The sequence below is a fragment of the Rathayibacter sp. AY1C2 genome (genome assembly GCF_002931195.1).
In the GTDB taxonomy this organism is placed as follows: Bacteria; Actinomycetota; Actinomycetes; order Actinomycetales; family Microbacteriaceae; genus Rathayibacter.
On the sequence record NZ_PSWG01000006.1, the window covers coordinates 1 to 24,839 of the forward strand.

Below are 24,839 nucleotides of genomic sequence, written 5' to 3' on the forward strand. Positions count from 1 at the left end.
CGACGCGGCCCGGCAGCTCGCGACCGAGGTACGGGGAGTTGCCGCTGCGGCCGCGCAGGTCCTCGACGGAGAAGCGGCGTCGCGCCTCCGGGTCGTAGAGCACGACGTTCGCGGCGGCCCCGACGGCGAGGCCGCGGTCGTAGCCGTCGAGCCGGCCGATGCGGGCGGGGGCGGAGGAGAGCACGCGCGCGACGTCGGACCAGCTCATCCGCCCGTCCTCGACGACGGCGGCGTGCACCACGCTCAGCGCGCTCTCGAGGCCGACCATGCCGAACGCCGCGGCGTCCCACTCGCAGTCCTTCGCCTCGACCGGGTGCGGCGCGTGGTCGGTGGCGACGATGTCGATGGTGCCGTCGGCGAGGGCCTCGCGGAGGGCGAGCACGTCCTCGTCGCGGCGCAGCGGCGGGTTCACCTTGAAGCGGGCGTCGTAGCTCGGCCCGTCCTGTCCGGCGACGGCCTGCTCGGTGAGGAGCAGGTGGTGGGGGGTGACCTCGGCGGTCACGTCGATCCCCCGGGCCTTCGCCCAGCGGATGACGTCGACCGAGCCCGCGGTCGAGACGTGGCAGACGTGCAGGCGGGAGCCCACGTGCTCGGCGAGGAGCACGTCGCGGGCGATGATCGCCTCCTCGGCCACGGCGGGCCAGCCCTGCAGGCCGAGGGCGCTGGAGACGGCGCCCTCGTTCATCTGCGCGCCCACGGTGAGCCGCGGCTCCTGCGCGTGCTGGGCGACGACTCCGTCGAACGCCTTGACGTACTCGAGAGCGCGGCGCATCAGCAGCGCGTCCGAGACGCACTTCCCGTCGTCCGAGAAGACCCGCACGGCCGCGCGGCTGCGGGCCATCGCGCCGAGCTCGGCGAGCGACTCCCCCGCCAGACCCACGGTCACCGCGCCGATCGGGCGGACCGTCGCGTAGCCGGCGTCCTCGCCCAGGCTCTGCACCTGCTCGACCACGCCCGCGGTGTCCTGCACCGGCGAGGTGTTCGCCATCGCGAAGACGGCGGTGAAGCCTCCGGCGGCCGCAGCTCGCGTCCCGGTGAGGATCGTCTCGCTCTGCTCGAACCCCGGCTCGCGCAGGTGGGTGTGCAGGTCGACCAGGCCGGGCAGCGCCAGCAGGCCGTCGGCGTCGATCACGCGGGCCCCGCGCGAGTCGAGGTCGGCGCCGATCTCGACGATCACGCCCCCGTCGATCAGCAGGTCGGCGGTCGACTCGTCGGCGAGCGTCGCCCCCGAGATCAGGATCCGCTCCGGCGCCGTGCTCTGATGCGGCTGGGCAGTGCTCATCAGTGGACCTCCCGTTCGCCGGACAGCAGCAGGTAGAGCGCGGCCATCCGGACGGACACTCCGTTCGTGACCTGTTCGAGCACCGCGGAGCGGCTCGAATCGGCGGCCGCCGAGGAGATCTCGACGCCCCTGTTCATGGGTCCGGGGTGCATGACGATGGTATCGGGACCCAGCCGGGCGAGCCGCTCGTCGTCGAGGCCCCAGATCCGCGCGTACTCCCGGCCGTTGGGGAAGAACCCGCTCGACATCCGCTCGAGCTGGATGCGCAGGAGCATCACGACGTCGGGGAGCCCGGTGTCGATCGCCTCGTCCAGATCGAAGCGGATGGTCGCGGGCCAGTCGCGCGTGTCGACCGGCACGAGGGTCGGCGGTGCGACCAGGGTCACCTCGGCGCCCAGCGCCGTCAGCAGCCAGACGTTCGAGCGCGCCACCCGCGAGTGCAGGACGTCGCCCACGATCGTGACCGCGACGCCGTCGAGGCTCTTGCCGCGGGACGCGGAGGCGCCGTGCAGGCGCCGGCGGATGGTGAACGCGTCCAGGAGCGCCTGGGTCGGGTGCTCGTGGGTCCCGTCACCGGCGTTGAGGATCGACGCGTCGATCCAGCCGCTCGCCGCAAGAACCGCGGGGGCTCCGGAGGCGCTGTGGCGGATGACCACGCCGTCGGCGCCCATCGCGGCGAGCGTCTGCGCGGTGTCCTTCAGGCTCTCGCCCTTGGAGACGCTGGAGCCCTTCGCGCTGAAGTTGATGACGTCGGCCGAGAGCCGCTTCGCCGCCGCCTCGAACGAGATCCGCGTGCGGGTGGAGTCCTCGAAGAAGAGGTTGACCACGGTCTTCCCGCGCAGGGTCGGCAGCTTCTTGACCTCGCGGTTCTGCACGTCCGCCATGTCCTCGGCGATGTCGAGGAGTGCGATCGCGCTCGCGCGGTCGAGGTCGCGGGTCGAGAGCAGGTGCTTCACGGAGCCGTCTCCTCGCCGGTGGCCTGCGACTCGATCGCGACCAGGTCCTCGCCGTCCGTCTCGACGAGCCGGACGTTGATCCGCTCGCTCAGGCTGCTCGGCAGGTTCTTGCCGACGAAGTCCGCCCGGATCGGGAGCTCGCGGTGCCCGCGGTCGACCAGCGCGGCCAGCCGCACGGCTCGCGGACGGCCGATGTCGCTGAGGGCGTCCAGGGCGGCGCGGATGGTGCGGCCCGAGAAGAGGACGTCGTCGACGAGGACCACTGTCCGGCCGTCGATGCTCGCGGGGACGGCGGTGCGCGCGGGGGTGCGGACCGGGTGCCGGGAGAGGTCGTCGCGGTACATGGTCACGTCGAGGGAGCCGGCGAAGACGGGGGGACCGTCCGGCTCGATCCGCGCGATCGTCTCGGCGATGCGCCTCGCGAGGGCGACGCCGCGCGTCGGGATGCCGAGGACGACCAGCGACTCGGGGCCGCGGTTCGACTCGAGGATCTCGTGGGCGATGCGCGTGAGCGCTCGCGTGATGTCAGCGCCGTTGAGCACGATTCGTGCCATCACACCGACCTCCTTCCCCGCCTCACAGGACGGCTGTTAAAGGAAAAGCCGTGTCGAGTATAGGGGCCCTCGCGCGGCCCGCCGGACGGGCAGCCCGGGAACGACCTCGGCCCGCCCGATCACGGGGATCCGGCGGGCCGAGCAGGTCTCCGGGGCGGGTCAGGCCGTCGTGCGGGACTCCGCGACGGAGGCGAGGAGCCCGTTGATGAAGCCCGCCGAGTCGTCGGTCGACAGCGACGTGGCGGCCTCGACGGCCTCCGAGATGGCGACGCCGTCGGGCACCGCGTCGTTGTGCAGGATCTCCCACACCCCGATCCGGAGGATCGCGCGGTCGACCAGCGGCATGCGCGAGAGTGTCCAGCCCTGGGCGAGCCGGGCGATCAGCTCGTCGATCTCGTCGGCGTGGTCGATGACCCCGTCGACGATCTCGCGGGCGTAGAGCCACGAGGCCTCACGGGCCGGCTCGTTCGCCGCCCGCTCGGCCTCGGCGCGCAGCGACTGGGCGAAGCTGATCTGCCGGACGTCGGCGTTGTAGAGGATGTCGAGGGCGCGCTTGCGCGCCTTCGTGCGAGCACTCACGGGAGGCCCGGCTCAGCTGACGCGGCCGAGGTAGTCGCCCGTGCGGGTGTCTACCTTGACCTTCGTGCCCTGCTCGAGGAAGAGCGGGACCTGGATCTGGTAGCCGGTCTCGACCGTCGCGGGCTTGGTGCCGCCGGTCGAGCGGTCGCCCTGGAGGCCCGGCTCCGTGTAGGTGATCTCGAGGACGACCGAGGCGGGGAGGTCGATGTAGAGCGGGTCACCGTCGTGCAGGGCGAGGGTCACGTTCTGGTTCTCGAGCATGAAGTTCGCCGCGTCGCCGACGACCGCCTCGGGAACGGTGATCTGGTCGTAGTCGCTGGTGTCCATGAACACGAAGTCCGCGCCGTCGCGGTAGAGGTACTGGAAGTCGCGGCGGTCGACGTTGGCCGTGTCGATCTTGGCGCCCGCGTTGAAGGTCTTGTCGACGACCTTGCCCGTGAGGACGTTCTTCATCTTGGTGCGTACGAAGGCGCCGCCCTTGCCCGGCTTGACGTGCTGGAAGTCGATGACGTTCCAGAGCTGGCCGTCGATGCTGAGGACGGTGCCGTTCTTGATGTCGGTGGTAGAGGCCATGCGAAGGGGGATCCGTTTCGGTGGAAGTCTGCGCCGGCGAGCCCGGTACGCGGGCGCGGCGATATCGGCCGGTCCGGCTGACCCGTCGAGTGTAGTCGACGCGGCCCCGTCGGCAGAGGAGTCTGGACGCCGCATGCGAATCGCCCCACCGGTCCGCCGGAGCGCGAGACGGTGGAGGACCGACCCCGAGGAGGAGCACAGGGACGCCTTTCCCGCCGACACAGTCGTGCCGCCCTGGTACTCGATCGTGTTCACCGCGGTGCCGATCGTCATCGCCGTCGTGATCGTGCTCGTCGTGGTGCTGATCGTCGTGAACATGCGCCGGGCGCGCTCGCTCGGAGTGGACCCGCTGACCCTGCGGACCGACGTCGCGGCCCGCTTCGCGCGCGAGGGTCCCGGCTCCGCCCGCCCGCTGGCGGACCGGCTCGCCGAGCTGGAGGCGCTGCGAGCGGCGGGCGCGATCACCGAGGCCGAGTACGCCCAGTCGCGGAGGGCCGCCCTGGGCGGAGGCTGACGGCGCCGCCCGGGCTCAGCCGAGCCGGACCTACGATCCGATCTCCTGGTACGCCGCGAACAGCAGCGACGTCTCCGGCCCCTGCAGGATGCTCGGGCGGGCGATGTCGTCGAGGACCACGAAGCGGAGCATCCCCGCGCGGGTCTTCTTGTCGCGCTGCATCGAGGCGAGGAGCGTCGCCCATCGTCCGAGCGGGTAGCTCGTCGGCAGGGTCAGCGACTCGAGGACCCGGCGCTGGCGGTCCACGACCGCGTCGCTGAGCGATCCGGTCAGGCGCGAGAGCTCGGCCGCGAACATCATCCCGACGGAGACGGCCGCGCCGTGGCGCCACTGGTAGCGCTCGGCGTGCTCGACCGCGTGCCCGAGGGTGTGCCCGTAGTTCAGGATCTCGCGCAGGCCCTTCTCGGTGAAGTCCTCGCCGACGACCCGCGCCTTGATCCCGATCGACAGCTCGACCAGGCTGCGGAACTCCTCCGACGTCGGGTCCGTGGCCAGGTCGATGTCGGACTCGATGATGTCGAGGATGCGCGGCTCGGCGATCATCCCGTACTTCACGATCTCGCCGAAGCCGGCCAGGATCTCGTTGCGCGGGAGGCTGGTCAGCACGTCGAGGTCGGCGACGACAGCCCGCGGCGCGTGGAAGGCCCCGACGAGGTTCTTGCCCTCGGCCGTGTTGATGCCGGTCTTCCCGCCGACGGCCGCGTCGACCATCCCGAGCACGGTGGTCGGCACCTGCACCAGGTCGACCCCGCGGAGCCAGGTGGCGGCGACGAAGCCGGCCAGGTCGGTGATCGCGCCGCCGCCGAAGCCGACGACCACGTCCGTGCGGGTGAAGTCCGACTGCCCCATCACCTGCCAGCAGAAGGCAGCCACCTCCACGCGCTTCGCGGCCTCGGCGTCCGGGACCTCGGCGAGCAGCACCTCGTAGCGCTCGAGCAGGCTCTCGCGGATCTCGGCGGCGAGGACCGCGAGGGTCGGCGGGTGCACGATGAGCACCTTCGCGGCCCGGGGGCCGATCGCGTCGGCGAGGCCGTCGAGGAGTCCGCGCCCGACGTGGATGTCGTAGCCGTTCTCTCCGGCGACGGGGATGGCGGTGGTGCCGTCGTTCATGACTGTCTTCCGCTCGGGCGGCTCGCGGCCGCCGGGTCCGATGGTGCAGGGGTGGCGGAGGGGCGCTGCGCGCGCACCCACTCCGCGATCTCGGCGGCGATCAGGGTGATCGGCCGCCGGGAGGTGTCGACCACGCTGTCCGCGAGGGACTCGTAGACCGGGCGCCGCTCGTCGAAGATGCGGACCCAGTCGCCGACCCCGCCGCGCACCAGCGGGCGGGAGCCGGAGCCGAGCCGGTCGCGGACGGCCTCGGCCGTGGTGGTGAGGAGCACGACGGGGACGTCCGCGAGGTCGGCGCGCGTCGCGGGATCGAGCACCGCTCCCCCGCCGAGGCTCAGCACCACGTCGCGGCGGACGGCGCGCTCGACGACGCGGCGCTCCTCCCGGCGGAAGGCCGGCTCGCCGTGGGCGTCGAAGTAGGGGGCGATCGGGCCGTGGGTGCGCACGAACTCCGCGTCGGAGTCGACGAACCCGGCGCTCAGCGCCTTCGCGACCCGCTTGCCGATCGTCGTCTTGCCGGCCCCCATCGGGCCGATCAGGACGAGGCGGGCGCGGGCCGCGCCGGTATCGTGACCCGCCATCAGCGGGCCGCCGAGGACGCGGCCATCAGGCGAGCCCGAGAGCCGGGTCGCTCGCGGCGGCCGTGCGGAGCTCGTCGGGGATGGCGGCGAGGTAGCCCTGCAGGTTGCGGCGGGTCTCGGCGACGCTGTCGCCGCCGAACTTCTCGAGCACGGCGTTCGCGAGCACCAGGGCGACCATCGCCTCCGCGACGACACCGGACGCCGGCACCGCGCAGACGTCGGAGCGCTGGTGGTGAGCGCCGGCCGCCTCGCCGGTGGCGACGTCGACGGTGCGCAGCGCGTGCGGCACGGTCGCGATCGGCTTCATGCCGGCGCGGACCCGCAGCACGGTCCCCGTGCTCATCCCGCCCTCGGTGCCGCCGGCCCGGTCGCTGGACCGGGAGATGCCGGCGTCGGACTGGAACAGCTCGTCGTGCGCCTCCGAGCCGCGGCGGGTGGTGGTGAGGAAGCCGTCGCCGACCTCGACGCCCTTGATCGCCTGGATCCCCATCAGGGCCGCCGCGAGCTGGGAGTCGAGACGGCGGTCCCAGTGCACGTAGGAGCCGAGTCCGGGCGGGAGATCGTACGCGAGGACCTCGACCACGCCGCCGAGGGTGTCGCCGTCGTCGTGGGCGCGGTCCACCTCGGCGACCATGAGGGCGCTGGTCGCGGCGTCGTGGCAGCGCAGCGGATCAGCGTCCAGGGCGGCGACGTCGGCCGGGCCGGGCAGCGGCGAGCCCTCGGGCACGCGGACCGGCCCGATGGCGAGGGTGTGGCTGACGAGCGAGACGCCGAGCTCGCCGAGGAAGCGGCGGGCGACGGCGCCGAGGGCGACGCGGGCTGCGGTCTCGCGGGCGGAGGCGCGCTCGAGCACGTTGCGGGACTCGGGGAAGCCGTACTTCTGCATCCCGACGAGGTCGGCATGGCCCGGGCGGGGCCGTGTGAGCGCGGCGCCGCGGCCCTTGGGCAGGCTCTCGGGGTCACGGGGCTCCGCCGACATGACGTCGACCCAGCGCGGCCACTCCGTGTTGCCGATGCGCAGGGCGATGGGGCTGCCCATCGTCGCTCCGTGCCGGACGCCGGAGGAGATCGTCAGCTCGTCCTGCTCGAAGTTCATCCGGGCTCCGCGGCCGTAGCCGAGCTTCCGGCGCGCCAGATCGGCGCGGATGTCGTCGAGGGAGACGGGGACGCCCGCCGGCAGTCCTTCGAGGACGGCGACGAGTTCGGGACCGTGGGATTCCCCGGCCGTGAGCCAACGGAGCATCCTCCGATTCTGGCACACGAGGTCAGTGCGCCGGACCCGTCGAGACGGCTCGGCGCATCGCCGCGAGCACCTCGTCCTCGCGATCGAGAGGCAGGGCCGGGTCGCCGCCGACGAAGATCCGCACCTGCACGAGGGCCTGGTGGAGCAGCATCCCGAGCCCGGAGACGACCGGGGAGCCGCCCTGCTCCCAGCGCTGGGCGAGAGCGCTCGGCCACGGGGAGTACGCCACGTCGAACAGGGTCGAGCCCGCGACCGCCGCGTCGGGCACGTCGAGGCCGTCCGCCGCTCCGCCGGGGAGCGTCGAGATCACCAGCGGCGCTCCGGTGGACCAGTCGGCGAAGGAGCGGACCGAGAGCAGGACGCCGAGCGACTCCGCGAGCGGAGCGAGCTCGACGGCCCTCGACGCCGTCCGCAGGACGAGGTCGACCCGCGCCGCGCCCAGCTCGGCGGCGGCGGCCAGGGCGGAGGCGGCGGTCGCTCCCCCGCCGAGCACCTGGACGCGCTCCGCCGAGACGACGCCCGCCTCGGCGAGGGCGCGCACGATGCCCGCGACGTCGGTGTTGAACCCGCGGAGGCGGGGTGCCGGGCCGGAGCGGTCGACCAGCACGGTGTTGACCGCGCCGGTGGCCCGGGCGACCGCGTCCTCCTCCGCCAGCAGCGGGCGCACCGCGTGCTTGAGCGGCATGGTCAGCGACAGGCCGTGCCAGGGCTCACCGGACACGACCTCGGAGAGGGTCGCCTCCGTCGTCTCGACGGCGCGGTAGCTCCAGTCGAGCCCGAGCACCCGGTAGGCGGCCGCGTGCAGCGCGGGCGACTTCGAGTGCGCGATCGGCGCGCCGAGGACCGCGAGGCGGTACCCGGCGGCCGTCACTGGTACTCCGGGTGGTCCCGCATCCAGGCCTGCCACTGGTCGACGGCCGCGTTGTGCTCGGCGTCGGTGGTGGAGTAGACCGTCTCGCCCGTCTCGAGGTTCACCGTGACGAAGTACATCCAGGTGCCGTCCGCGGGGTGCATGACCGCGTCGATCGCCACGTCCCCCGGGTTCGAGATCGGCGCGGGCGGCAGACCGTCGCGCTGGTAGGTGTTGTAGACGTTGCCGGCGTCGTTCCGCTCGGCGTCCGTGGTCGAGACGCGGTCGGTCGCGCCGGTGCCGTACGCCACGGTCGCGTCCGACTGCAGGCGCCACCCCTGGTCGAGGCGGTTCTGGAACACGCGCGCGACCTTCGGGAAGTCCTCGGCGACGCGGGCCTCGCGCTGCACGAGGGACGCGAACACCACGACGCGGTAGCGGTCGTCCACCGGCACACCGGCCTGGTCGAGCGACTGGTACATCCGGTCGACCAGCGTCTTCAGGATGTCGTGCGCCGGCGTCGACGGGTCGATGTCGTACGTCGCGGGGAACAGGAACCCCTCGAGGCTCGTCGCCCCGGCCGGGAGCCCGAACGAGCCCCAGTCGGCGGCGGCCGCCTCGAGGTCCGTCAGCGCGACCCCGGTACCGTCCGCGATGAGCGGCAGCGCCTCCTTGAGCGCCGTCCCCTCGGGGATGACGAAGGTGTTCGCGAGGCGCGTCGACTCGGAGTCGAGCAGCGCCGACAGTGCGGCCTTGGCGCTCATCTCGGCCTTGAGCGAGTACGCGCCGGGCTGGAAGACGGGCTCCGGGCTCTGGGCGAGGAGCAGGTCGTAGAAGGGATCGTACGACTTGATGACCCCGTCCGAGACGAGGTTGTTGGCGATGTCGCTGCCGCCGTCGCCCTGGTGGATCGTGAACAGCACCTCGCTCGAGCCGGTGCCGGTGAAGTCGGTCGGCTCGGGCTCCGCGAACAGGCCGCGCACGGGCTCGAGGAAGATCGTGACGGCGATGGCGACGAGCGCGGCGAAGACGCCGAAGGCCAGAAGCCCGCCGATGAGCCCGCGGCGGCTGCGGCGCTTCTTCGCGCCGCCCGTCGCGCGAGCCGCGCGGCGACGCTTCGGGCGCGCGTCCGGGTCGAACGCGGCCGCGTCGTCGCGGCCGCGGGGCTCGGGCACGTCGGGCCCGGTGAAGAGGCGGCCCAGCGGATCGTGCGCCTCAGTCGGCGCGGGCTGCTGCTCCGGAGTCGGGTCGGGCGGAGTCGGCTGCGCCTGCTCGGCGGCGCGGGCGTCGCGGCGGCTCGGGGGGACGTCGGTCACGAGGAGGTCCTTCGTTCGGTTCGAGCAGGACTCCGGCCGGGGTGCCGGCCGAGCGCTCGGAATCGATGGCGTGCTGCAGGATCACCACGGCGGCGACCTGGTCGATCACGGCTCGGGAGCCGCGGGTGGTGCGTCCGGAGCGGTGCAGGGCGCTCTGAGCGGTGACCGTCGACAGCCGCTCGTCGACGAGCCGCACCGGAGCGGTGGGCACCGCCTCGGCGAGCAGTCGAGCGAATCCGCGCGCGTCCTCCGTCGAGGCCGTCTCGGCCCCCGACAGCGACAACGGCAGTCCGACGATGATCGCCTGGGCATCGTACTCGGCGGCGAGGTGCGCGATCCGGGAGACGTCCGAGGATCCGCCGTCAGTGCCCGCCCTCGCGACCGTCTCGACGGGCACCGCGAGCAGGCCGTCGGCGTCGCAGCGGGCGACCCCGATGCGGGCACGGCCCACATCGATGCCGAGCCGGACGCCGAACCGGCTCATTCAGCTGGTCGCTTCCTGCACCACGGCCTCGAGCGCCGCGCCGATGGCGGAGACGTCGGAGCCGCCGCCCTGGGCGAGGTCGTCCTTGCCGCCTCCGCCGCCACCGAGGATCCCGGCGGCGCGCTTGGCGAGCGCACCCGCGCGGCGGCCCTGGTCGCGGGCGGCCTGGTTGGTGGCGACGATCACCGCGGGCTTGCCCGAGACGTCGGCGGCGAGCGCGACGACGGCCGGCTCCTGGCCGAGCCGCTCGCGGACGGAGGTCACGAGGGAGCGCAGCTCGTCGGTCGATCCCGCGGTGCCGATGCTCTCGGCGACGACGGTCGTGCCGCCCACCGTGCGACGGGTCGCGGCGAGGGCGGGCACCCGGTCGGCGAGGGCCTTGGCCTCGAACGCGGCGATCCGCTTCTCGGCGGCCTTGAGGCTCGCGACGAGCTCGCCGATCCGCTCGGGCAGCTGCTCGCGCGGGGTCTTCAGCGAGGACGAGATCGTGCTGACGAGGGCGCGCTCGGCGGCGAGCTCCTGGAAGGCCTCGCGGCCCACGAGCGACTCGACGCGGCGGTTGGTCGATCCGACCGAGGACTCGCTGACCAGGCTGATCACGCCGACCTCCGACGAGCGCCCGACGTGGGTGCCCGCGCAGAGCTCGCGCGACCAGGGCCCGCCGATGTCGACCACGCGGACGACGTCGCCGTACTTCTCGCCGAAGAGGGCCATCGCGCCGAGCGCCTTCGCCTCGTCGATCGGGAGCTCGCGCGTGACGACCTCGAGGTTGTCCCGGATCGCCGTGTTGGCGATCTCCTCGATCTCGCTGCGGGTCTCGAGCGAGAGGGCCTGGTTCCACGAGAAGTCCAGGCGCAGGTAGCCCGCCTTGTTGTAGGAGCCGGACTGGTGCGCCTGCGGGCCGAGCACCTGGCGCAGCGCGGCGTGGATGAGATGGGTGCCCGAGTGCGCCTGCGTGGCGCCCCGGCGCCAGTCGCGGTCGACGACGGAGGTGGCGGCGTCGCCCACTCCGACCTCGCCGCTGGCGACCTGGACCTTGTGGCTGATGAGACCCTTGACGGGCTTCTGCACGTCGAGGACCTCGAGATCGAAGCCGGAGCCGACGATGCGGCCGGCGTCGGCCTCCTGGCCGCCCGACTCCGCATAGAGGCTGGTCGCCTCGAGGATCACCTCGGCGATGTCGCCCGCGACCGCCTTCGTGACGGAGTGCCCGCCGACGATGAGGCCGAGGATGCGCGTCTCGGTGTCGAGCACGTCGTAGCCGGTGAACAGCGTCTCGCCGTGGGCGCGGAAGTCGGCGTAGACCGAGAGATCGGCCAGCGCCGACTTCTTCGACTTCGCGTCGGCCTTCGCACGCGTGCGCTGCGCGGTCATGAGGGAGTCGAACGCCTCGCGGTCGACCGTCAGACCCGACTCCTCGGCGATCTCGAGGGTGAGGTCGATCGGGAACCCGAAGGTGTCGTGCAGGAGGAACGCGGTGTCGCCCGGCAGCGTCGGCGACTCGGCCTTCTTCGTCTTCAGGACCGCGAGGTCGAGGATCTCGGTGCCGGCCGCGAGGGTGCGCAGGAACGCCTCCTCCTCGCCGTAGGCGCTGGTCGAGAGGCGCTCGAAGTCCGTGGACACCTCGGGGTAGGCCGACGCCATCGCGTCGCGCGAGGCGGCGAAGAGCTCGGGGAACGTCGCGGTGTCCACTCCGAGCAGGCGCATGGCGCGCACCGTGCGGCGCATCAGGCGGCGGAGGATGTAGCCGCGCCCCTCGTTCGACGGCGTCACGCCGTCCGACAGCAGCATCAGCGAGGAGCGCACGTGGTCGGCGATGACGCGCATGCGGACGTCGTCCTCGTGGACGGCTCCGTAGCGGCGGCCCGAGAGCTCGGCGGCGCGATCGAGGACCGGACGGACCTGGTCGATCTCGTACATGTTCTCGACGCCCTGCTTGAGGAAGGCGACGCGCTCGAGGCCCATGCCGGTGTCGATGTTCTTGCGCGGCAGCTCGCCGAGGATGTCGAAGTCGACCTTGCTCGTGCCCTCGCCGCGGAGGTACTGCATGAAGACGAGGTTCCAGATCTCGACGTAGCGGTCGTCGTCCGTCGCCGGGCCGCCGTCGATCCCGTAGGCGGGTCCACGGTCGAAGAAGATCTCGGAGCAGGGGCCCGCGGGGCCGGGCTGGCCGGTCGACCAGTAGTTGGTGTCCTTGTCCAGGCGCTGGATGCGCTCGTCCGGCAGTCCCGCGATCGTCTTCCAGAGCGCGATCGCCTCGTCGTCGTCCTTGTAGACGGTGACCCAGAGGTCCTTCTCGTCGAAGCCCAGTCCCCCGTTGCTCTCGGCGCCGGTGAGCAGCTCCCAGGCGTAGCCGATCGCCCCCTCCTTGAAGTAGTCGCCGAAGGAGAAGTTGCCGTTCATCTGGAAGAAGGTGCCGTGACGAGGCGTCTTGCCGACCTCCTCGATGTCGTTGGTGCGGATGCACTTCTGCACGCTGGTGGCACGCGGGTACGGCGCGGGGACCACTCCGGTGAGGTAGGGCACGAACGGCACCATGCCGGCGACGGTGAAGAGGAGGCTCGGGTCCTCGCTCACGAGGGAGGCGGAGGGGACCACGGTGTGGCCGCGGCTCCCGAAGAAGTCGAGCCAGCGGTTGCGGATGTCTGCGGTCTGCATGGGTTCCGTTACGGTTCGGTCGGTGACGACGCGGATGTCGGGCGGCGGGGCGTCAGCCCTCGCCGATGGCGGCCTTCAGTTCGGCCTCGCGCTGGTGGTAGCCCTCGGAGACGGCCTCGCCGAGCTCCTTCGCGGTGCGGTTGATGTCGGCGAAGAGCCGGGCGCCCGCCTCGGTGCGCGAGACCTGGTGGGCGACCGCGAATCCGAGGCCGATCCCGATGACGATCAGGAGGATGTTCTTCACGGGGTGTCCTTCCACAGCGGCGGGGCGGGCGCGACGGCGCGACGACCCGTTCGATTCTAGGGCGCGGGCGCGGCGCTACTTCGAGCGCGGGCGCTTCGTGCGCTTCGCGGCGGAGCGGCCGACCGCGGCTCCGGCCTTGTCGGCCGTCCGTCCGGCGACGAGCACGGCGCGGACTCCGGCGGTGAAGCCGGCGAGCTTGATGAGCGGACCGCCGACGGTCGCGGCCGTGAGAGCGACGAGCGCGTTGACGTTGCCGGTGACCTCGGCGACGTCCTTGGTGATCGTGTCCACCCGCGCGAGCTGGTGGTTGGCCTCGCGGAGGGTGGAGGCCGACTCGTCGAGGATCGGCGTCAGGCCGTCGCTGGCCTGCTTGATGGCCTCGCTCGTGCTGTCGAAGACGCGCCCGAGCTTCCAGAGCGGGACGGCGGTGATCGCCACCAGGATCGCGAACACCCCCGCGGCGATGAGCCCTGCGATGTCTCCACCGGTCACGGTGACCTCCGTTCGATGCCGCCCAGCGCGGCACTCCAGCCTACCGACGGGCCGCGAGAGGGTCGGACGCGGGGACGAGCGCTCGGCTCGGGCGCGACGGCCGGATCGGGCGCAGCGCGGGACTCTCGGAGCGCGGCGGGCACTCCGGATCGCGACCCCGGGAACGGGAAAGGCCCCGGTGCGGACACCGGGGCCTTTCTCTGCGGGGCTGGACTCAGCGGGCCGCGTAGTACTCGACGACGAGCTGCACTTCGCAGGTCACGGGGACCTCGGCGCGCTTCGGGCGGCGCAGGAGCGTCGCCTGCAGCTTGTCGATCTCGACCTCGAGGTAGCCCGGGGTCTTGGGGAGGACGTCGACGTGTCCACCGGCGGCGGCGACCTGGAAGGGCTCGGTGCCCTCGGAGCGGGTCTTGACGTGGATGACCTGGCCCGGCTTCACGCGGAAGGAGGGGCGGTCGACCGTCTTGCCGTCCACCATGATGTGGCGGTGGGTGACGAACTGGCGGGCCTGCGCGGTGGTACGGGCGAAGCCCGAGCGCAGGACGAGGGCGTCGAGGCGCATCTCGAGGAGCTCGACCAGGTTCTCACCGGTCAGGCCCTGGGTGCGGCGCGCCTCCTGGAAGGCGATGCGGAGCTGCTTCTCGCGGATGCCGTACTGGGCGCGCAGACGCTGCTTCTCACGCAGGCGGACCGCGTAGTCGGAGTCGGCCTTGCGCTTCGAGCGGCCGTGCTCGCCGGGAGCGTAGGGACGCTTCTCGAGGTAGCGGGCGGCCTTCGGGGTCAGGGGGATGCCGAGGGCGCGCGAGAGGCGCGTCTTCGAGCGGGTACGGGACGTGGTCGACACAGTGGTCCTTCCAAGGTCTGAGAGGTTCGGTCGCAGCTCTCGACCGCCGGCTCCGGGAGGAGGGCGGACGCCGCGGTCGTGTCCTCCGCGGGTGCGGGGGAAGGGTGACCGCAGTGGCGGGCTGCGCGATTCAGAGGGATGCGCTGCTCCGCTCGGCTACAGAGCGGTGGGCAACCTCGCAAGACTATCAGGCCACGGCCTCCCGTGCGGGTCGCGCGAGTTCGCGGTCGGCGCGGTCAGCCCCGGTCGCCGCGGATGATGCGCAGGAGCTTCGCCAGTCGTGCGGAGACGTCGCGCTCGTTGCCGTGCTCGGTGGGCCGGTAGTACCGCGCGCCCTGGAGCGGGTCCGGGAGGTACTGCTGCTCGAGGACGCCGAGGTCGGCGTCGTGCGGGTACCGGTAGCCCTTCCCGTGGCCGAGCTTCTTGGCGCCGGGGTAGTGCGCGTCGCGCAGGTGCGCCGGCACCCGGCCCGCGCGGCCCGCGCGCACGTCCGCGATGGCCGCGTCGATGGCGGAGTAGGACGCGTTCGACTTCGGGGCGGTCGCCAGGTGCACGACCGCCTGGGCGAGCGGGATGCGCCCCTCCGGCATGCCGATGAACTGCACGGCGTCGGCCGCGGCGATCGCGACGACGAGCGCCTGCGGGTCGGCCATGCCGATGTCCTCGGACGCGGAGACGATGATGCGGCGGGCGATGAACCGCGGATCCTCCCCCGCCTCGATCATCCGGGCCAGGTAGTGCAGCGCCGCGTCGACGTCCGAGCCCCGGATGGACTTGATGAAGGCGCTGATGACGTCGTAGTGCTCGTCGCCGTTGCGGTCGTAGCGCAGCAGGGCGCGGTCGACGGCGCGCGCGACGACCTCGGTCGTGATCACGGGGAGCGCGGGCTCCTCGGCGGCGGCCTCGACGGGAGCGCCCTCGTCGTCCTCGTCCTCCTCGTCCGGGTCCTCCGCGGCGGCGGCGCGGGCGACCCGGTCGGCCTCGCGGGCCTCCGAGCGGGCGGAGGTGGCGGCGGCCTCGAGCGCGGTCAGCGCCCGCCGGGCGTCTCCGGAGGCGAGCCGCACGATGCTCGCCCGGGCCTCCTCCTCCAGCGTCACCGAGTCGCGCAGACCCCGCTCGTCGTGCAGGGCGCGGTCGACCAGGACGCCCAGGTCGTCGTCGCTGAGCGGCTCGAGGGTCAGCAGGAGCGAGCGCGAGAGCAGCGGCGCGATCACCGAGAACGAGGGGTTCTCGGTCGTGGCCGCGATGAGGATGACCCACCCGTTCTCGACCCCGGGCAGCAGCGCGTCCTGCTGGGCCTTGGTGAAGCGGTGGATCTCGTCGAGGAAGAGCACGGTGGACGTGCCGTAGAGGTCGCGGGTGGAGAGCGCCTCCTCCATCACCTGCCGCACGTCCTTCACGCCCGCCGTGACGGCGGAGAGCTCGACGAAGCGGCGGCCGCTGGAGTGGGCCACCGCCTGCGCGAGCGTGGTCTTGCCCGTGCCGGGAGGGCCCCAGAGGATCACGGACACCGCTCCCCGCTCCCCCGTGGTGTCGGCGGCGAGGGCGACCAGGGGCGAGCCGGGCGTCAGGAGGTGGCGCTGGCCGGCGACCTCCTCGAGGCTGCGCGGCCGCATCCGCACGGCGAGCGGAGTCGCCCCGGAGCGGAGTCCGGCCTGCTGCATGGTCATGCCCCCAGCGTAACGACGGCCTCCGACAGAGCCCCGGCCCGACTGCCCGGCGCGACGGAGCGGCGTTTGTCGCGCCTCCGGCGGTTCTCGTAGGCTCGACGCGGCCTGCGTGCGCGGGCCGCCGCGCCGAAGCCGCGCGGACGAGGACGTCGGAGGAACACGTGGCCCAGGGCAAGTCGAACGACCGCGAGGCGCGCACCCGGCTCCGGGCCTACCAGGCCCGTCAGAGCCTCCACCGCTCGAGGCAGAAGCGGCGCGTGCGCGACAACGTGATCGCGGCGATCGCCGCCGTCGTCGTGATCGGGCTCGCGGTCGTCGCCCAGATCCTCTACTTCTCCGGCGGCCCCGGCACCCCGGTCGCCGAGCCGACCTCCTCCTCCTCCGCGACCCCGACGCCCGAGGCGACGGGGGCGAACACCGGCGACGTCCCCTCCTCCGACATCGCCGAGGGCCGCGACTGGACGGGCACGCTCACGATCGGCGAGGACCCGCTGGGCATCACGCTCGCCGGCGCCGCCGCCCCGCAGGCGGTGTCCTCCTTCATCTCGCTGACGCAGTCCGGCTTCTACGACGGCGTCTCCTGCCACCGCCTCACCACGGAGGGCCTCTACGTCCTCCAGTGCGGCGACCCGGACGGCGACGGCACCGGCGGCCCCGGCTACAGCTACGGTCCCGTCGAGAACGCGCCCGAGGACGGCGTCTACCCGGCCGGGACCATCGCGATGGCCCGCCAGGGCGGCAACGGCTACAGCCAGGGAAGCCAGTTCTTCGTCGTCTACCAGGACACGACCCTGCCCGCCGACGCGGCCGGCGGGTACACCGTGCTCGGGCAGGTCACCTCGGGACTCGACGCCCTCGTCAGCGACGTCGTGTCGAAGGGCACGGCCGACGGATCGGGTGACGGCGCCCCCGCCGAGCCCGTGACCATCACCTCCGTCTCCGTCCAGTAGCCGCACCCGCGGCGTCGTCACGGTCCGCCCGCGCGGGGAGTGCAATAGGCTTGTCGTCACTGCCCGTTCGCGGCCGAGCGCGGTCTTCGGCCCTCCGGCCGTCGAGCCCCACCGGCCGACGACGCGACGGGCACCGAGAAGCACGACATCGAACAGCAAGGTGAGGCTCCGAGCGATGAGTGACCAGCAGCCGTGGGGACGGGTCGGCGACGACGGGACGGTCTACGTCCGCGTCGGCGACGGGGAGCGAGAGGTCGGCCAGTACCCCGATGCGACTCCCGAGGAGGCGCTCGCCTACTACGAGCGCAAGTACACGGAGCTCGCCGGGCAGGTCTCCCTGCTCGAGCAGCGCGCCAAGCGGGGCGCGCCCGCCGGAGACGTCGCCCGCACGGTGCAGTCGCTGTCCGCGGCCATCGCGCAGGCGAACGCCGTCGGCGACCTCGAGTCGCTGCAGACCCGGGTCGACGCGCTGAGCGGCTCCGTCGAGGATCTGACCGAGCAGCAGGCGGCCGAGTCGAAGGCCGCGCTGTCCGAGGCCCTCGCCCACCGCGAGGCCATCGTCGCCGAGGCCGAGGCCCTGGCGGCGGTCGACCCGGCGAAGACGCAGTGGAAGCAGGCCAGCGCCGCGATCGACGACCTCTTCGCCCGCTGGCAGAACCACCAGCAGCAGGGCCCGCGCCTTCCCAAGAACGACGCGAACGAGCTGTGGCGCCGGTTCCGCGGAGCGCGCACCACGATCGAGCAGAACCGCAAGGCGTTCTTCGCCGACCTCGACTCCGCGCACCGCGAGGCCAAGCAGGCCAAGCAGGCGCTCATCGACCAGGCCGAGGCGCTGGTGCCGCAGGGCGCCGATGCCATCCCGGACTACCGCGCGCTCCTGGAGCGCTGGCGGGTCGCCGGCCGTGCCGGCAAGCGGTTCGACGACGCGCTCTGGGCGCGCTTCAAGGCCGCCGGCGACGCGATCTACGGCGCCAAGGCCGAGATCGTCGCGCAGGAGAGCGTCGAGTACACCGAGAACCTCGACCTCAAGCTCGCCCTCCTCGAGGAGGCGGAGCCGCTCCTGCAGGAGCAGGACCGCGAGAAGGCCAAGCGGGTGCTGCTCTCGATCCAGGAGCGCTGGGACGCCGTCGGCCGCGTGCCGCGCGAGCAGGTGCGCACCGTCGAGGACCGCCTCCGCAAGGTCGAGGCGCACGTCCGCAAGCTCGACGAGGAGCACTGGAACCGCAGCAACCCGGAGCGCAAGGCCCGCTCCGAGGGTCTCGCCTCGCAGCTGACCGCCGCGATCCAGAAGCTCCAGGACGAGCTCGACGAGGCGAAGGCGCGCGGCGACCGCGACGCGATCGCCCAGGCTCAGGAGGCGCTCGACGCCCGCAAGGTCTGGCTCGACGCGATCGGCTAGACCCGCGCCGGCGGATCCCTCCACAGATCCGCTCGCGACGCTCCGGAGGGGAGGCGCATCGGCCAGCATGGCCGGATGCGCCTCCCCTCCGTGCTCCTCCCCGGGCACCTCCCTCTCGCGGAGCTGTGCGCCGCCCGCCTCGACGGCGAGCTGGTCGCGCTCGACGAGGGCTTCCTCGTCGCGGACCTGCCCCTGGGGGCGTCCGAGCGGGCCGCCTCCCTGCGCTCGTTGCTCCCCCGCGGCGCCGTCGCCGATCGTCTCTCCGCCGCATGGGTGCACGGGGCGACGCACGGCCCGCCGCCGGTGCACAGCGCCTCGATCGACCGGCGGAAGCGCCGACAGGCGCCGTCGAACCCCCGCCTGCGCTGCCACGAGGTCCTGCTCGACGAGGACGACGTCGTCCTCCTCGGCGGCGCGCCGGTCACGTCACCTGCTCGCACGCTGATCGACCTCGCCCGGACGGAGGACGCGGGCGCGATCCTCCGAGCGCTCTCTCGGAGCACCCGGACCGGCCTCGACGCCGTCCTCGCGAGGCTGGAGGAGGGCAGCGCCGTCGCCGGACGGAGGATCGTCGGACGACGGCTGCGGGCGGCGCTCGGCGAGGCGCCGCCCGGGGATCAGCCCGCGTTCACCCGGTAGACGTCGTAGACGGCGTCGATCCGGCGCACGGCGTTCAGCACGCGGTCCAGGTGGGTGGTGTCGCCCATCTCGAAGACGAACCGGCTGATCGCCAGCCGGTCGCTCGAGGTCGAGACCGTCGCCGAGAGGATGTTGACGTGGTGCTCCGAGAGCACGCGCGTCACGTCGCTCAGCAGGCCCGAGCGGTCCAGCGCCTCGACCTGGATCTGCACGAGGAAGATGCTCTTGGAGGACGGCGCCCACTCGACGTCGACGATCCGCTCCGGCTCCTTCAGCAGCTCCTGCACGTTGTGGCAGTTCGCCTGGTGCACGGAGACGCCGGCTCCCCGCGTCACGAATCCGACGATCTGATCGCCCGGAACCGGGGTGCAGCACTTCGCGAGCTTCACCAGGATGTCCGGCGCGCCCTTCACGAGGACGCCCGACTCGCTGCTCCGGCTCCGCGGCCGGGGCGAGCGCGGGAGGGTGACCTCGTTCTCGTCCGACTCCGGATCGCCCTGGATGGAGGAGACGACCTTCTCGAGCACCGACTGGGTCGAGACGTGGCCCTCGCCGACGGCCGCGTAGAGCGCCTCGACGTCGTTGTAGCGCAGCTGGCTGGCCACCTCGGTGAAAGTGTCTTGGCTCATCAGCTTCTGCAGCGGCAGGTTCTGCTTCCGCATCGCCCGGGCGATGGAGTCCTTGCCCTGCTCGATCGCCTCGTCGCGCCGCTCCTTGGTGAACCACTGCCGGATCTTGTTGCGTGCCCGGGGGCTCTGCACGAAGTGGAGCCAGTCCTGGCTCGGTCCCGAGTCGGGGTTCTTCGAGGTGAAGACCTCGACCACGTCGCCCGTCGTCAGAGCCGACTCGAGCGGCACGAGGCGCCCGTTGACCTTGGCGCCCATCGTCCGATGCCCGACCTCGGTGTGCACCGCGTAGGCGAAGTCGACCGGGGTCGCACCGGTCGGCAGGCCGATCACGCGTCCCTTCGGGGTGAAGACGTAGACCTCCTTGGCGCCGATCTCGAAGCGGAGGGAGTCGAGGAACTCGTTCGGGTCTGTGGTCTCCGACTGCCAGTCCGAGAGGTGCGCGAGCCAGGCGAGGTCGGTGTCGTTCGATCCGGAGGTGGGCACCTTGCCGGTGGCCATCTGCTCCTTGTACTTCCAGTGCGCCGCGATGCCGAACTCCGCGTGCTGGTGCATCTCGTTGGTGCGGATCTGGATCTCGACCGCACGCCCCTTCGGCCCGACGACCGTCGTGTGCAGCGACTGGTAGAGGTTGAACTTCGGAGTGGCGATGTAGTCCTTGAACCGGCCCGGCATCGGCGTCCAGCGGGCGTGGATCGAGCCGAGCACGGCGTAGCAGTCGCGCACCGAGTTCACGAGGACGCGGATGCCGACCAGGTCGTAGATCTCGTCGAACTCGCGACCGCGGACGACCATCTTCTGGTAGATCGAGTAGTACTGCTTCGGCCGGCCGACGACACGACCGCGGATCCGCCCGGCCCGCAGGTCCTCGCTGATCAGGTCGATGACGTTCTGCACGAACTCCTCGCGCTGCGGCGTCCGCCGCTTCACCAGGCTCTCGATCTCGTTGTAGATCTTGGGGTAGAGCACCGCGAAGGACAGGTCCTCGAGCTCCCACTTGATCGCCTGGATGCCGAGGCGGTGCGCCAGCGGCGCATAGATCTCGAGGGTCTCGGTGGCCTTGCGGGCCGCGGACTCGGCGGGGACGAAGCCCCAGGTCCGCGCGTTGTGAAGGCGGTCGGCGAGCTTGATGATCAGGACGCGGATGTCCTTCGACATCGCCACGATCATCTTGCGGACGGTCTCGGCCTGCGCGCTGTCGCCGTACTTGACCTTGTCGAGCTTGGTGACGCCGTCGACGAGCATCGCGACCTCGTCGCCGAAGTCCGCGCGGAGCTCGTCGAGCTGGTAGTCGGTGTCCTCGACGGTGTCGTGCAGCAGCGCGGCGGCGATCGTCTTCGAGCCGATGCCGAGGTCGGCGAGGATCTGCGCGACGGCCAGCGGATGCGTGATGTAGGGCTCGCCGCTGCGGCGCTTCTGGTTCGCGTGCGCCCGCTCCGCGACCGAGTACGCGCGCTCGATCAGCGCGATGTCGCTCTTCGGATGGTGCATCCGGACGGTGCGGACGAGGGTGTCGACAGCACCGGAGGGCTGCGCGCGCGAGAAGATCCGCGGGACCAGTCTGCGCAGGGCAGCGGTCGAGGACGTCGTCGTCGTTTCCGTCACGCGAGGATCTCCATCGCCCCATTATCGCCCGTGCGGACGGCGCCGATGACCGTTCCGCCCGGGGCGGACGGCGCCGGCGTCAGCCGATGCGTCCCGGGCGCCCCTCGCCGTCGACCACGTCGCCGCCCGCCGCGGCCCAGGCGGTCATGCCGGCGTCGACGTTGGCGACCTCGTATCCGGCGCCCTCGAGGGCCTGCGTCACCATCGCGGAGCGGACTCCGGAGTGGCAGACCACCAGGATCGCCGTGTCGGCCGGGAGCTCGTCCTGCCGGGCGCCGATCTCCCCCATCGGGATGTGATGGGCGGCCGGAGCATGCCCCGCCGCCCACTCGTGCGGCTCCCGGACGTCGAGCAGCCAGACCTCGTCGCGCTCGACGAGTCCGACGGCGTCGGCCGCCGTGACCTGGGCATAGTCGGCCACGGCTCAGCCCTGCACGGCCGGCGCGGCCGGAGCGGTCGCCTTCGCCCGGGCCGACTCCACGCGCTTGTCGTGCTTGGAGATCTCGGGCTCCCGGCTGCGCAGCTGGGCGTACAGCGGCGCCGCGACGAAGATCGTCGAGTACGTGCCGACGATGATGCCGATCAGCAGGGCGAGGGAGATGTCGCGGAGAGTGCCCGCGCCGAGGACGAACGCGCCGATCACGAGGATCGCGGCCACCGGGAGGGCGGCGACGATCGAGGTGTTGATGGAGCGCACGAGAGTCTGGTTCTCGGCCAGGTTCACCGTCTCGGAGAAGGTGCGGGTCGTGCTGCCGAGCGCCTCCACGGTGTTCTCGCGGATCTTGTCGAAGACCACGACCGTGTCGTAGAGCGAGTAGCCGAGGATCGTCAGCAGTCCGATCACCGCCGCCGGCGACACCTCGGTGCCGGTGATGCCGTAGACGCCCGCCACGATCACGAGGTCGTGCAGGAGCGCGACGATCGCCGCGAGCGACATCTTCCAGGTGCGGAAGTACGCCCACATGGCCAGGGCCGCGAGGACCACGAAGATCACCAGGCCGCGCAGGGCCTGCTGAGTCACGTCGTTGCCCCACGCCGCTCCGATGAAGGAGGAGGCGACCTGGTCGGTGGGCACGTCGTACGCCTCCGACAGGGCGTTCCGCACCGCGGTCGACTCGTCGGTCGAGAGCTGGCCCGTCTGCACGCGGATGGAGTCGTCGCCGACGATGGACACGCGCGGCACGGTCTCCGGAGCGACCGAGGTCACCGCATCCGTCGCCGTCGCCTGCTCGAGGCTCGACGGCGAGGACACCGTGAACTGCGAGCCGCCGGTGAACTCGATGCCGAAGTTGAAGCCGCCGCGGGCGACCGTCCCGAGCAGCGTGATCAGGATCAGGGCGAGCGAGACGAGGTACCACGTGCGGCGCCGGCCGACGAAGTCGATCGATCGCGCACCGGTGTAGAGGTCGTTTCCGAACTGCGAGAAGCTGGCCATCACGCGTCCTTCCCGTTCGAGTCGTTGGAGTCGCGCAGGCCGGCCGCCTCGGCGGCCTTCCGCTCGGCGATGGTCTGGCGCTTGGCCGCCTCACGGGACGCGGAGGCGCGCTTGCCGGGGACCACCTGGTCCTGCGGACGGAAGGCGGCACGGCCGCGGTAGACGGCCCCGAGCGCCCGGGGATCCAGGCCCGAGGCCTTGTGCCCCTCGGCGAAGAACGGTCTCGTGGCCATCAGCTGCAGGATCGGGTGGGTGAACAGCGCCACCACGATCAGGTCGATGATCGTCGTGATCCCGAGGGTGAGCGCGAAGCCGCGGACACTGCCGACGGCGAGGAGGAAGAGGACCACCGCGGCGAGCAGGTTCACCATGTCGGACGCGAAGATCGTGCGCAGCGCGCGCCGCCAGCCGGACTCGACGGCGGACTCGAGGCCGCGTCCGTCGCGGAGCTCGTCGCGGATGCGCTCGAAGTACACGATGAACGAGTCGGCCGTGATGCCGATCGCGACGATGAGACCCGCGACTCCTGCGAGCGAGAGGCGCAGTCCCTCCCGCCAGGACAGCAGCGTGACGACGAGGTAGGTGACGATCGCCGCGACGAGCAGCGAGGCGATCGTGACGGCCCCGAGCACGCGGTACTGCGCGATGGAGTAGACGATGACGAGGATCAGGCCGATGAGGCCGGCGAGCAGGCCGCTGGCGAGCTGGGCGGAGCCGAGCGTCGCCGAGATGCTGTCCGAGCTCTGGACCTGGAAGCCGATCGGCAGCGCGCCGTACTTGAGCTGGTCGGCGAGCGTCTTCGACGACTCCTGGGTGAAGGAGCCCGAGATCTGCGCGTTGCCGTCGGTGATGGCGGCGTTCGTCGACGGGGCCGAGATGACCCGGCCGTCGAGGACGATCGCGAACTGGTTCTGCGCACCCTGCAGCGCCACGAGGCGCGAGGTCACGTCGCCGAAGGCCTGCGTGCCCTGGTCGTCGAACGAGAGGTTGACGGCCCAGGTGCCGGTGCTGGCGCCGGAGGAGGTCGTCATCAGGCCGTTCGAGGCGTCCGAGATGTCCTCGCCGGTGATCTCCACCGGGCCGAGGACGTACTTCACCGTCCCGCTGTCGTCGCAGGTGATGAGCGGCTGGTCGGCCGGGGCGAGGTTCGGGTCCTGGCCGTTGAGGAACGCGCAGTCGAACGAGGTGTACTGGGCCTCGAGCGCCGGCGTGAGGTAGGCGAGGTCGCTCGCGTTCGTCGGCGAGGCGGTCGGCTCCGTCGCGAGCGACGGGTCGACGGGCGTCGGCGTGGGCGAGGACGTCGCGTCGCCGCCGACCGAGCTGTTGGTGGCCTGGCTCGCGACGAGGACCGGGCGGAAGTCGAGCTTCGCCGAGGCCTCGATGCGCTGGAGCGTCTCGTCGTCGGGCGTGCCGGGGATCGAGACGACGATGTTGCTCGAGCCCTGGGTCGTGATCTCGGCCTCGGAGACGCCGGACGCGTCGATGCGCTGGCGGATGATCGAGACGGCCTGCGTCAGCTGCTCCGACGAGACGGTGTCGCCGTCGTTCAGCTGCGGCTGCAGGACGATCTGCGTGCCGCCCTCGAGGTCGAGGGCGAGCTTCGGCGTCCAGGAGCCGCCGCCCCAGAGGACGGCCGCCGTATTGAGTCCGACGAGAGCGAGGATCAGGACACCGAGCCAGCTCAGGGAGCGGCGGGCCTTCCGGACGGGGGTTGATGCGGCCACCCAGGGCTCAGCTTTCTCTTCGGTCGACGGTGATCGGCCCGGGGACGCCCGGGTGTGGAGAAGGGCGGGCGGGCGCCGATGCGCCCGGCCCGCCCAGGAGACTACTGCGCGTCGGGGCGGCGGTCGCGCTCGACCGGGTCCACCAGCGGGTCGCGGTGCGCGGAGTCGCGCTCGCCGAACTCGGGCGAGCCGGTCGCGGTCAGCGGGTCGGCCTCGTCCTCGGTCTCGACGACGACGGCGTTCTCGCTCGGGTCGATGAGCCGGGCGATCGCCTGACGGTGGATGGTCAGCAGCGTGCCGGGGGTCGACTCGATGACGATCTTGTTCGCCTCGTCGTCGATCGACACGACGGTGCCGAAGAGGCCGGAGCCGGTCATCAGCTCCACCCCCGGCTGGAGGTTGTTCTTCATGCTCTCCGCGTCGCGCTGGCGCTTCTTGTTGTTGCGGAACATGAAGATGATCATCACGGCGAGCAGCAGGACGAGCAGGATGATCGTCGGATCCATGGGTG

The 24,839-nt window shown here is 72.0% G+C and carries 24 protein-coding genes and 1 pseudogene; 4 read left to right on the forward strand and 21 right to left on the reverse strand.

All coding sequences use genetic code 11. From position 1 onward, the window contains the following. The 5 genes from C5C55_RS06270 to efp all read right to left on the reverse strand — a co-directional run. Positions 1-1,282, reverse strand: a 1,282-nt coding sequence (locus C5C55_RS06270) for a dihydroorotase (protein ID WP_104233304.1), incomplete at its 3' end; no start/stop codon positions are given. Continuing rightward, complete coding sequence (locus C5C55_RS06275) at positions 1,282-2,238, reverse strand: aspartate carbamoyltransferase catalytic subunit (RefSeq protein WP_104233305.1); 957 nt, start codon at positions 2,236-2,238, stop codon at positions 1,282-1,284. The genes C5C55_RS06270 and C5C55_RS06275, both read right to left, overlap by 1 nt. Next, positions 2,235-2,795 carry a bifunctional pyr operon transcriptional regulator/uracil phosphoribosyltransferase PyrR gene (pyrR, locus tag C5C55_RS06280; RefSeq protein WP_104233306.1) on the reverse strand — a complete coding sequence of 187 codons (561 nt, stop codon included), beginning with the start codon at positions 2,793-2,795 and terminating at the stop codon, positions 2,235-2,237. The genes C5C55_RS06275 and pyrR overlap by 4 nt, the downstream gene beginning before the upstream one ends. Before the next feature lie 156 nt (positions 2,796-2,951). After that, complete coding sequence (nusB, locus tag C5C55_RS06285) at positions 2,952-3,371, reverse strand: transcription antitermination factor NusB (RefSeq protein ID WP_104224751.1); 420 nt, start codon at positions 3,369-3,371, stop codon at positions 2,952-2,954. A 12-nt stretch (positions 3,372-3,383) separates the two neighbouring features. Then, entirely contained in the window at positions 3,384-3,944 is a 561-nt protein-coding gene (gene efp / locus C5C55_RS06290; protein ID WP_068210208.1) for an elongation factor P, read from the reverse strand. Positions 3,945-4,170: 226 nt separating this feature from the next. On the opposite strand from efp, the gene C5C55_RS06295 reads away from it, so the two are divergent. Further along, positions 4,171-4,458 (forward strand): SHOCT domain-containing protein, encoded by a 288-nt coding sequence (locus C5C55_RS06295; protein ID WP_104233307.1) that lies wholly within the window; start codon positions 4,171-4,173, stop codon positions 4,456-4,458. A 30-nt stretch (positions 4,459-4,488) separates the two neighbouring features. On the opposite strand, the gene aroB is transcribed toward C5C55_RS06295, so the two are convergent. The 11 genes and pseudogenes from aroB to C5C55_RS06350 all read right to left on the reverse strand — a co-directional run bounded on the left by aroB (position 4,489) and on the right by C5C55_RS06350 (position 15,950). Further along, positions 4,489-5,568, reverse strand: coding sequence for a 3-dehydroquinate synthase (gene aroB, locus C5C55_RS06300; RefSeq protein WP_104233308.1), 1,080 nt, complete (start codon positions 5,566-5,568; stop codon positions 4,489-4,491). Then, positions 5,565-6,149: a shikimate kinase gene (locus C5C55_RS06305; RefSeq protein WP_104233309.1), complete on the reverse strand. Its 585-nt coding sequence runs from the start codon at positions 6,147-6,149 to the stop codon at positions 5,565-5,567. The genes aroB and C5C55_RS06305 overlap by 4 nt, the downstream gene beginning before the upstream one ends. Before the next feature lie 25 nt (positions 6,150-6,174). Further along, a complete protein-coding gene (gene aroC / locus C5C55_RS06310) occupies positions 6,175-7,392 on the reverse strand; it encodes a chorismate synthase (protein ID WP_104233310.1) in 1,218 nt (405 codons plus the stop codon). A 22-nt stretch (positions 7,393-7,414) separates the two neighbouring features. Next, entirely contained in the window at positions 7,415-8,263 is an 849-nt protein-coding gene (locus C5C55_RS06315) for a shikimate dehydrogenase (RefSeq protein ID WP_258065188.1), read from the reverse strand. Next, the gene (gene mltG, locus C5C55_RS06320; RefSeq protein ID WP_104313171.1) at positions 8,260-9,558 is read right to left on the reverse strand and encodes an endolytic transglycosylase MltG; all 1,299 of its coding nucleotides are present in this window, start codon (positions 9,556-9,558) and stop codon (positions 8,260-8,262) included. The genes C5C55_RS06315 and mltG overlap by 4 nt, the downstream gene beginning before the upstream one ends. A 10-nt stretch (positions 9,559-9,568) precedes the next feature. Beyond that, positions 9,569-10,042: pseudogene (ruvX, locus tag C5C55_RS06325) on the reverse strand (Holliday junction resolvase RuvX); the annotation flags it as partial. Then, positions 10,043-12,700: an alanine--tRNA ligase gene (gene alaS / locus C5C55_RS06330; RefSeq protein ID WP_104233312.1), complete on the reverse strand. Its 2,658-nt coding sequence runs from the start codon at positions 12,698-12,700 to the stop codon at positions 10,043-10,045. A 52-nt stretch (positions 12,701-12,752) separates the two neighbouring features. After that, positions 12,753-12,944: a hypothetical protein gene (locus C5C55_RS06335; protein WP_104225329.1), complete on the reverse strand. Its 192-nt coding sequence runs from the start codon at positions 12,942-12,944 to the stop codon at positions 12,753-12,755. A 75-nt stretch (positions 12,945-13,019) separates the two neighbouring features. Continuing rightward, the gene (locus C5C55_RS06340) at positions 13,020-13,436 is read right to left on the reverse strand and encodes a DUF948 domain-containing protein (protein WP_104224759.1); all 417 of its coding nucleotides are present in this window, start codon (positions 13,434-13,436) and stop codon (positions 13,020-13,022) included. 214 nt (positions 13,437-13,650) lie between these two features. Further along, a complete protein-coding gene (rpsD, locus tag C5C55_RS06345) occupies positions 13,651-14,280 on the reverse strand; it encodes a 30S ribosomal protein S4 (RefSeq protein ID WP_068210518.1) in 630 nt (209 codons plus the stop codon). A 236-nt stretch (positions 14,281-14,516) separates the two neighbouring features. Further along, entirely contained in the window at positions 14,517-15,950 is a 1,434-nt protein-coding gene (locus tag C5C55_RS06350; protein ID WP_104225330.1) for a replication-associated recombination protein A, read from the reverse strand. A 161-nt stretch (positions 15,951-16,111) separates the two neighbouring features. Between C5C55_RS06350 and C5C55_RS06355 the strand changes: the two genes are divergently transcribed. The 3 genes from C5C55_RS06355 to C5C55_RS06365 all read left to right on the forward strand — a co-directional run bounded on the left by C5C55_RS06355 (position 16,112) and on the right by C5C55_RS06365 (position 18,938). Continuing rightward, entirely contained in the window at positions 16,112-16,900 is a 789-nt protein-coding gene (locus tag C5C55_RS06355; protein ID WP_104233313.1) for a peptidylprolyl isomerase, read from the forward strand. A 175-nt stretch (positions 16,901-17,075) separates the two neighbouring features. Beyond that, entirely contained in the window at positions 17,076-18,299 is a 1,224-nt protein-coding gene (locus C5C55_RS06360; protein WP_104233314.1) for a DUF349 domain-containing protein, read from the forward strand. Between the two features lie 75 nt (positions 18,300-18,374). Then, complete coding sequence (locus C5C55_RS06365; protein ID WP_104225333.1) at positions 18,375-18,938, forward strand: type IV toxin-antitoxin system AbiEi family antitoxin; 564 nt, start codon at positions 18,375-18,377, stop codon at positions 18,936-18,938. On the opposite strand, the gene C5C55_RS06370 is transcribed toward C5C55_RS06365, so the two are convergent. From C5C55_RS06370 to yajC, 5 genes are all read right to left on the reverse strand, one after another. Beyond that, positions 18,917-21,169, reverse strand: coding sequence for a bifunctional (p)ppGpp synthetase/guanosine-3',5'-bis(diphosphate) 3'-pyrophosphohydrolase (locus tag C5C55_RS06370; RefSeq protein WP_104225334.1), 2,253 nt, complete (start codon positions 21,167-21,169; stop codon positions 18,917-18,919). The two genes, C5C55_RS06365 and C5C55_RS06370, sit on opposite strands and share 22 nt — an antisense overlap. A 79-nt stretch (positions 21,170-21,248) precedes the next feature. Continuing rightward, positions 21,249-21,590 (reverse strand): rhodanese-like domain-containing protein, encoded by a 342-nt coding sequence (locus C5C55_RS06375; protein ID WP_104233315.1) that lies wholly within the window; start codon positions 21,588-21,590, stop codon positions 21,249-21,251. 3 nt (positions 21,591-21,593) lie between these two features. After that, positions 21,594-22,604, reverse strand: coding sequence for a protein translocase subunit SecF (secF, locus tag C5C55_RS06380; RefSeq protein ID WP_104233316.1), 1,011 nt, complete (start codon positions 22,602-22,604; stop codon positions 21,594-21,596). Next, positions 22,604-24,328 (reverse strand): protein translocase subunit SecD, encoded by a 1,725-nt coding sequence (secD, locus tag C5C55_RS06385; protein ID WP_104233317.1) that lies wholly within the window; start codon positions 24,326-24,328, stop codon positions 22,604-22,606. Before secD ends, secF begins: the two co-directional genes overlap by 1 nt. 101 nt (positions 24,329-24,429) lie before the next feature. Further along, positions 24,430-24,834 carry a preprotein translocase subunit YajC gene (gene yajC, locus C5C55_RS06390; protein ID WP_104233318.1) on the reverse strand — a complete coding sequence of 135 codons (405 nt, stop codon included), beginning with the start codon at positions 24,832-24,834 and terminating at the stop codon, positions 24,430-24,432. Between the last annotated feature and the right edge of the window lie 5 nt (positions 24,835-24,839).

What these genes read in the sequence shown, in the direction of transcription:
- efp (WP_068210208.1), bottom strand. Translation starts at nt 3,944, where the DNA reads ATGGCCTCTACCACCGACATCAAGAACGGCACCGTCCTCAGCATCGAC.
- aroB (WP_104233308.1), bottom strand. Translation starts at nt 5,568, where the DNA reads ATGAACGACGGCACCACCGCCATCCCCGTCGCCGGAGAGAACGGCTAC.
- C5C55_RS06305 (WP_104233309.1), bottom strand. Translation starts at nt 6,149, where the DNA reads ATGGCGGGTCACGATACCGGCGCGGCCCGCGCCCGCCTCGTCCTGATC.
- aroC (WP_104233310.1), bottom strand. Translation starts at nt 7,392, where the DNA reads ATGCTCCGTTGGCTCACGGCCGGGGAATCCCACGGTCCCGAACTCGTC.
- alaS (WP_104233312.1), bottom strand. Translation starts at nt 12,700, where the DNA reads ATGCAGACCGCAGACATCCGCAACCGCTGGCTCGACTTCTTCGGGAGC.
- C5C55_RS06350 (WP_104225330.1), bottom strand. Translation starts at nt 15,950, where the DNA reads ATGACCATGCAGCAGGCCGGACTCCGCTCCGGGGCGACTCCGCTCGCC.
- C5C55_RS06360 (WP_104233314.1), top strand. Translation starts at nt 17,076, where the DNA reads ATGAGTGACCAGCAGCCGTGGGGACGGGTCGGCGACGACGGGACGGTC.
- C5C55_RS06365 (WP_104225333.1), top strand. Translation starts at nt 18,375, where the DNA reads ATGCGCCTCCCCTCCGTGCTCCTCCCCGGGCACCTCCCTCTCGCGGAG.
- secF (WP_104233316.1), bottom strand. Translation starts at nt 22,604, where the DNA reads ATGGCCAGCTTCTCGCAGTTCGGAAACGACCTCTACACCGGTGCGCGA.
- yajC (WP_104233318.1), bottom strand. Translation starts at nt 24,834, where the DNA reads ATGGATCCGACGATCATCCTGCTCGTCCTGCTGCTCGCCGTGATGATC.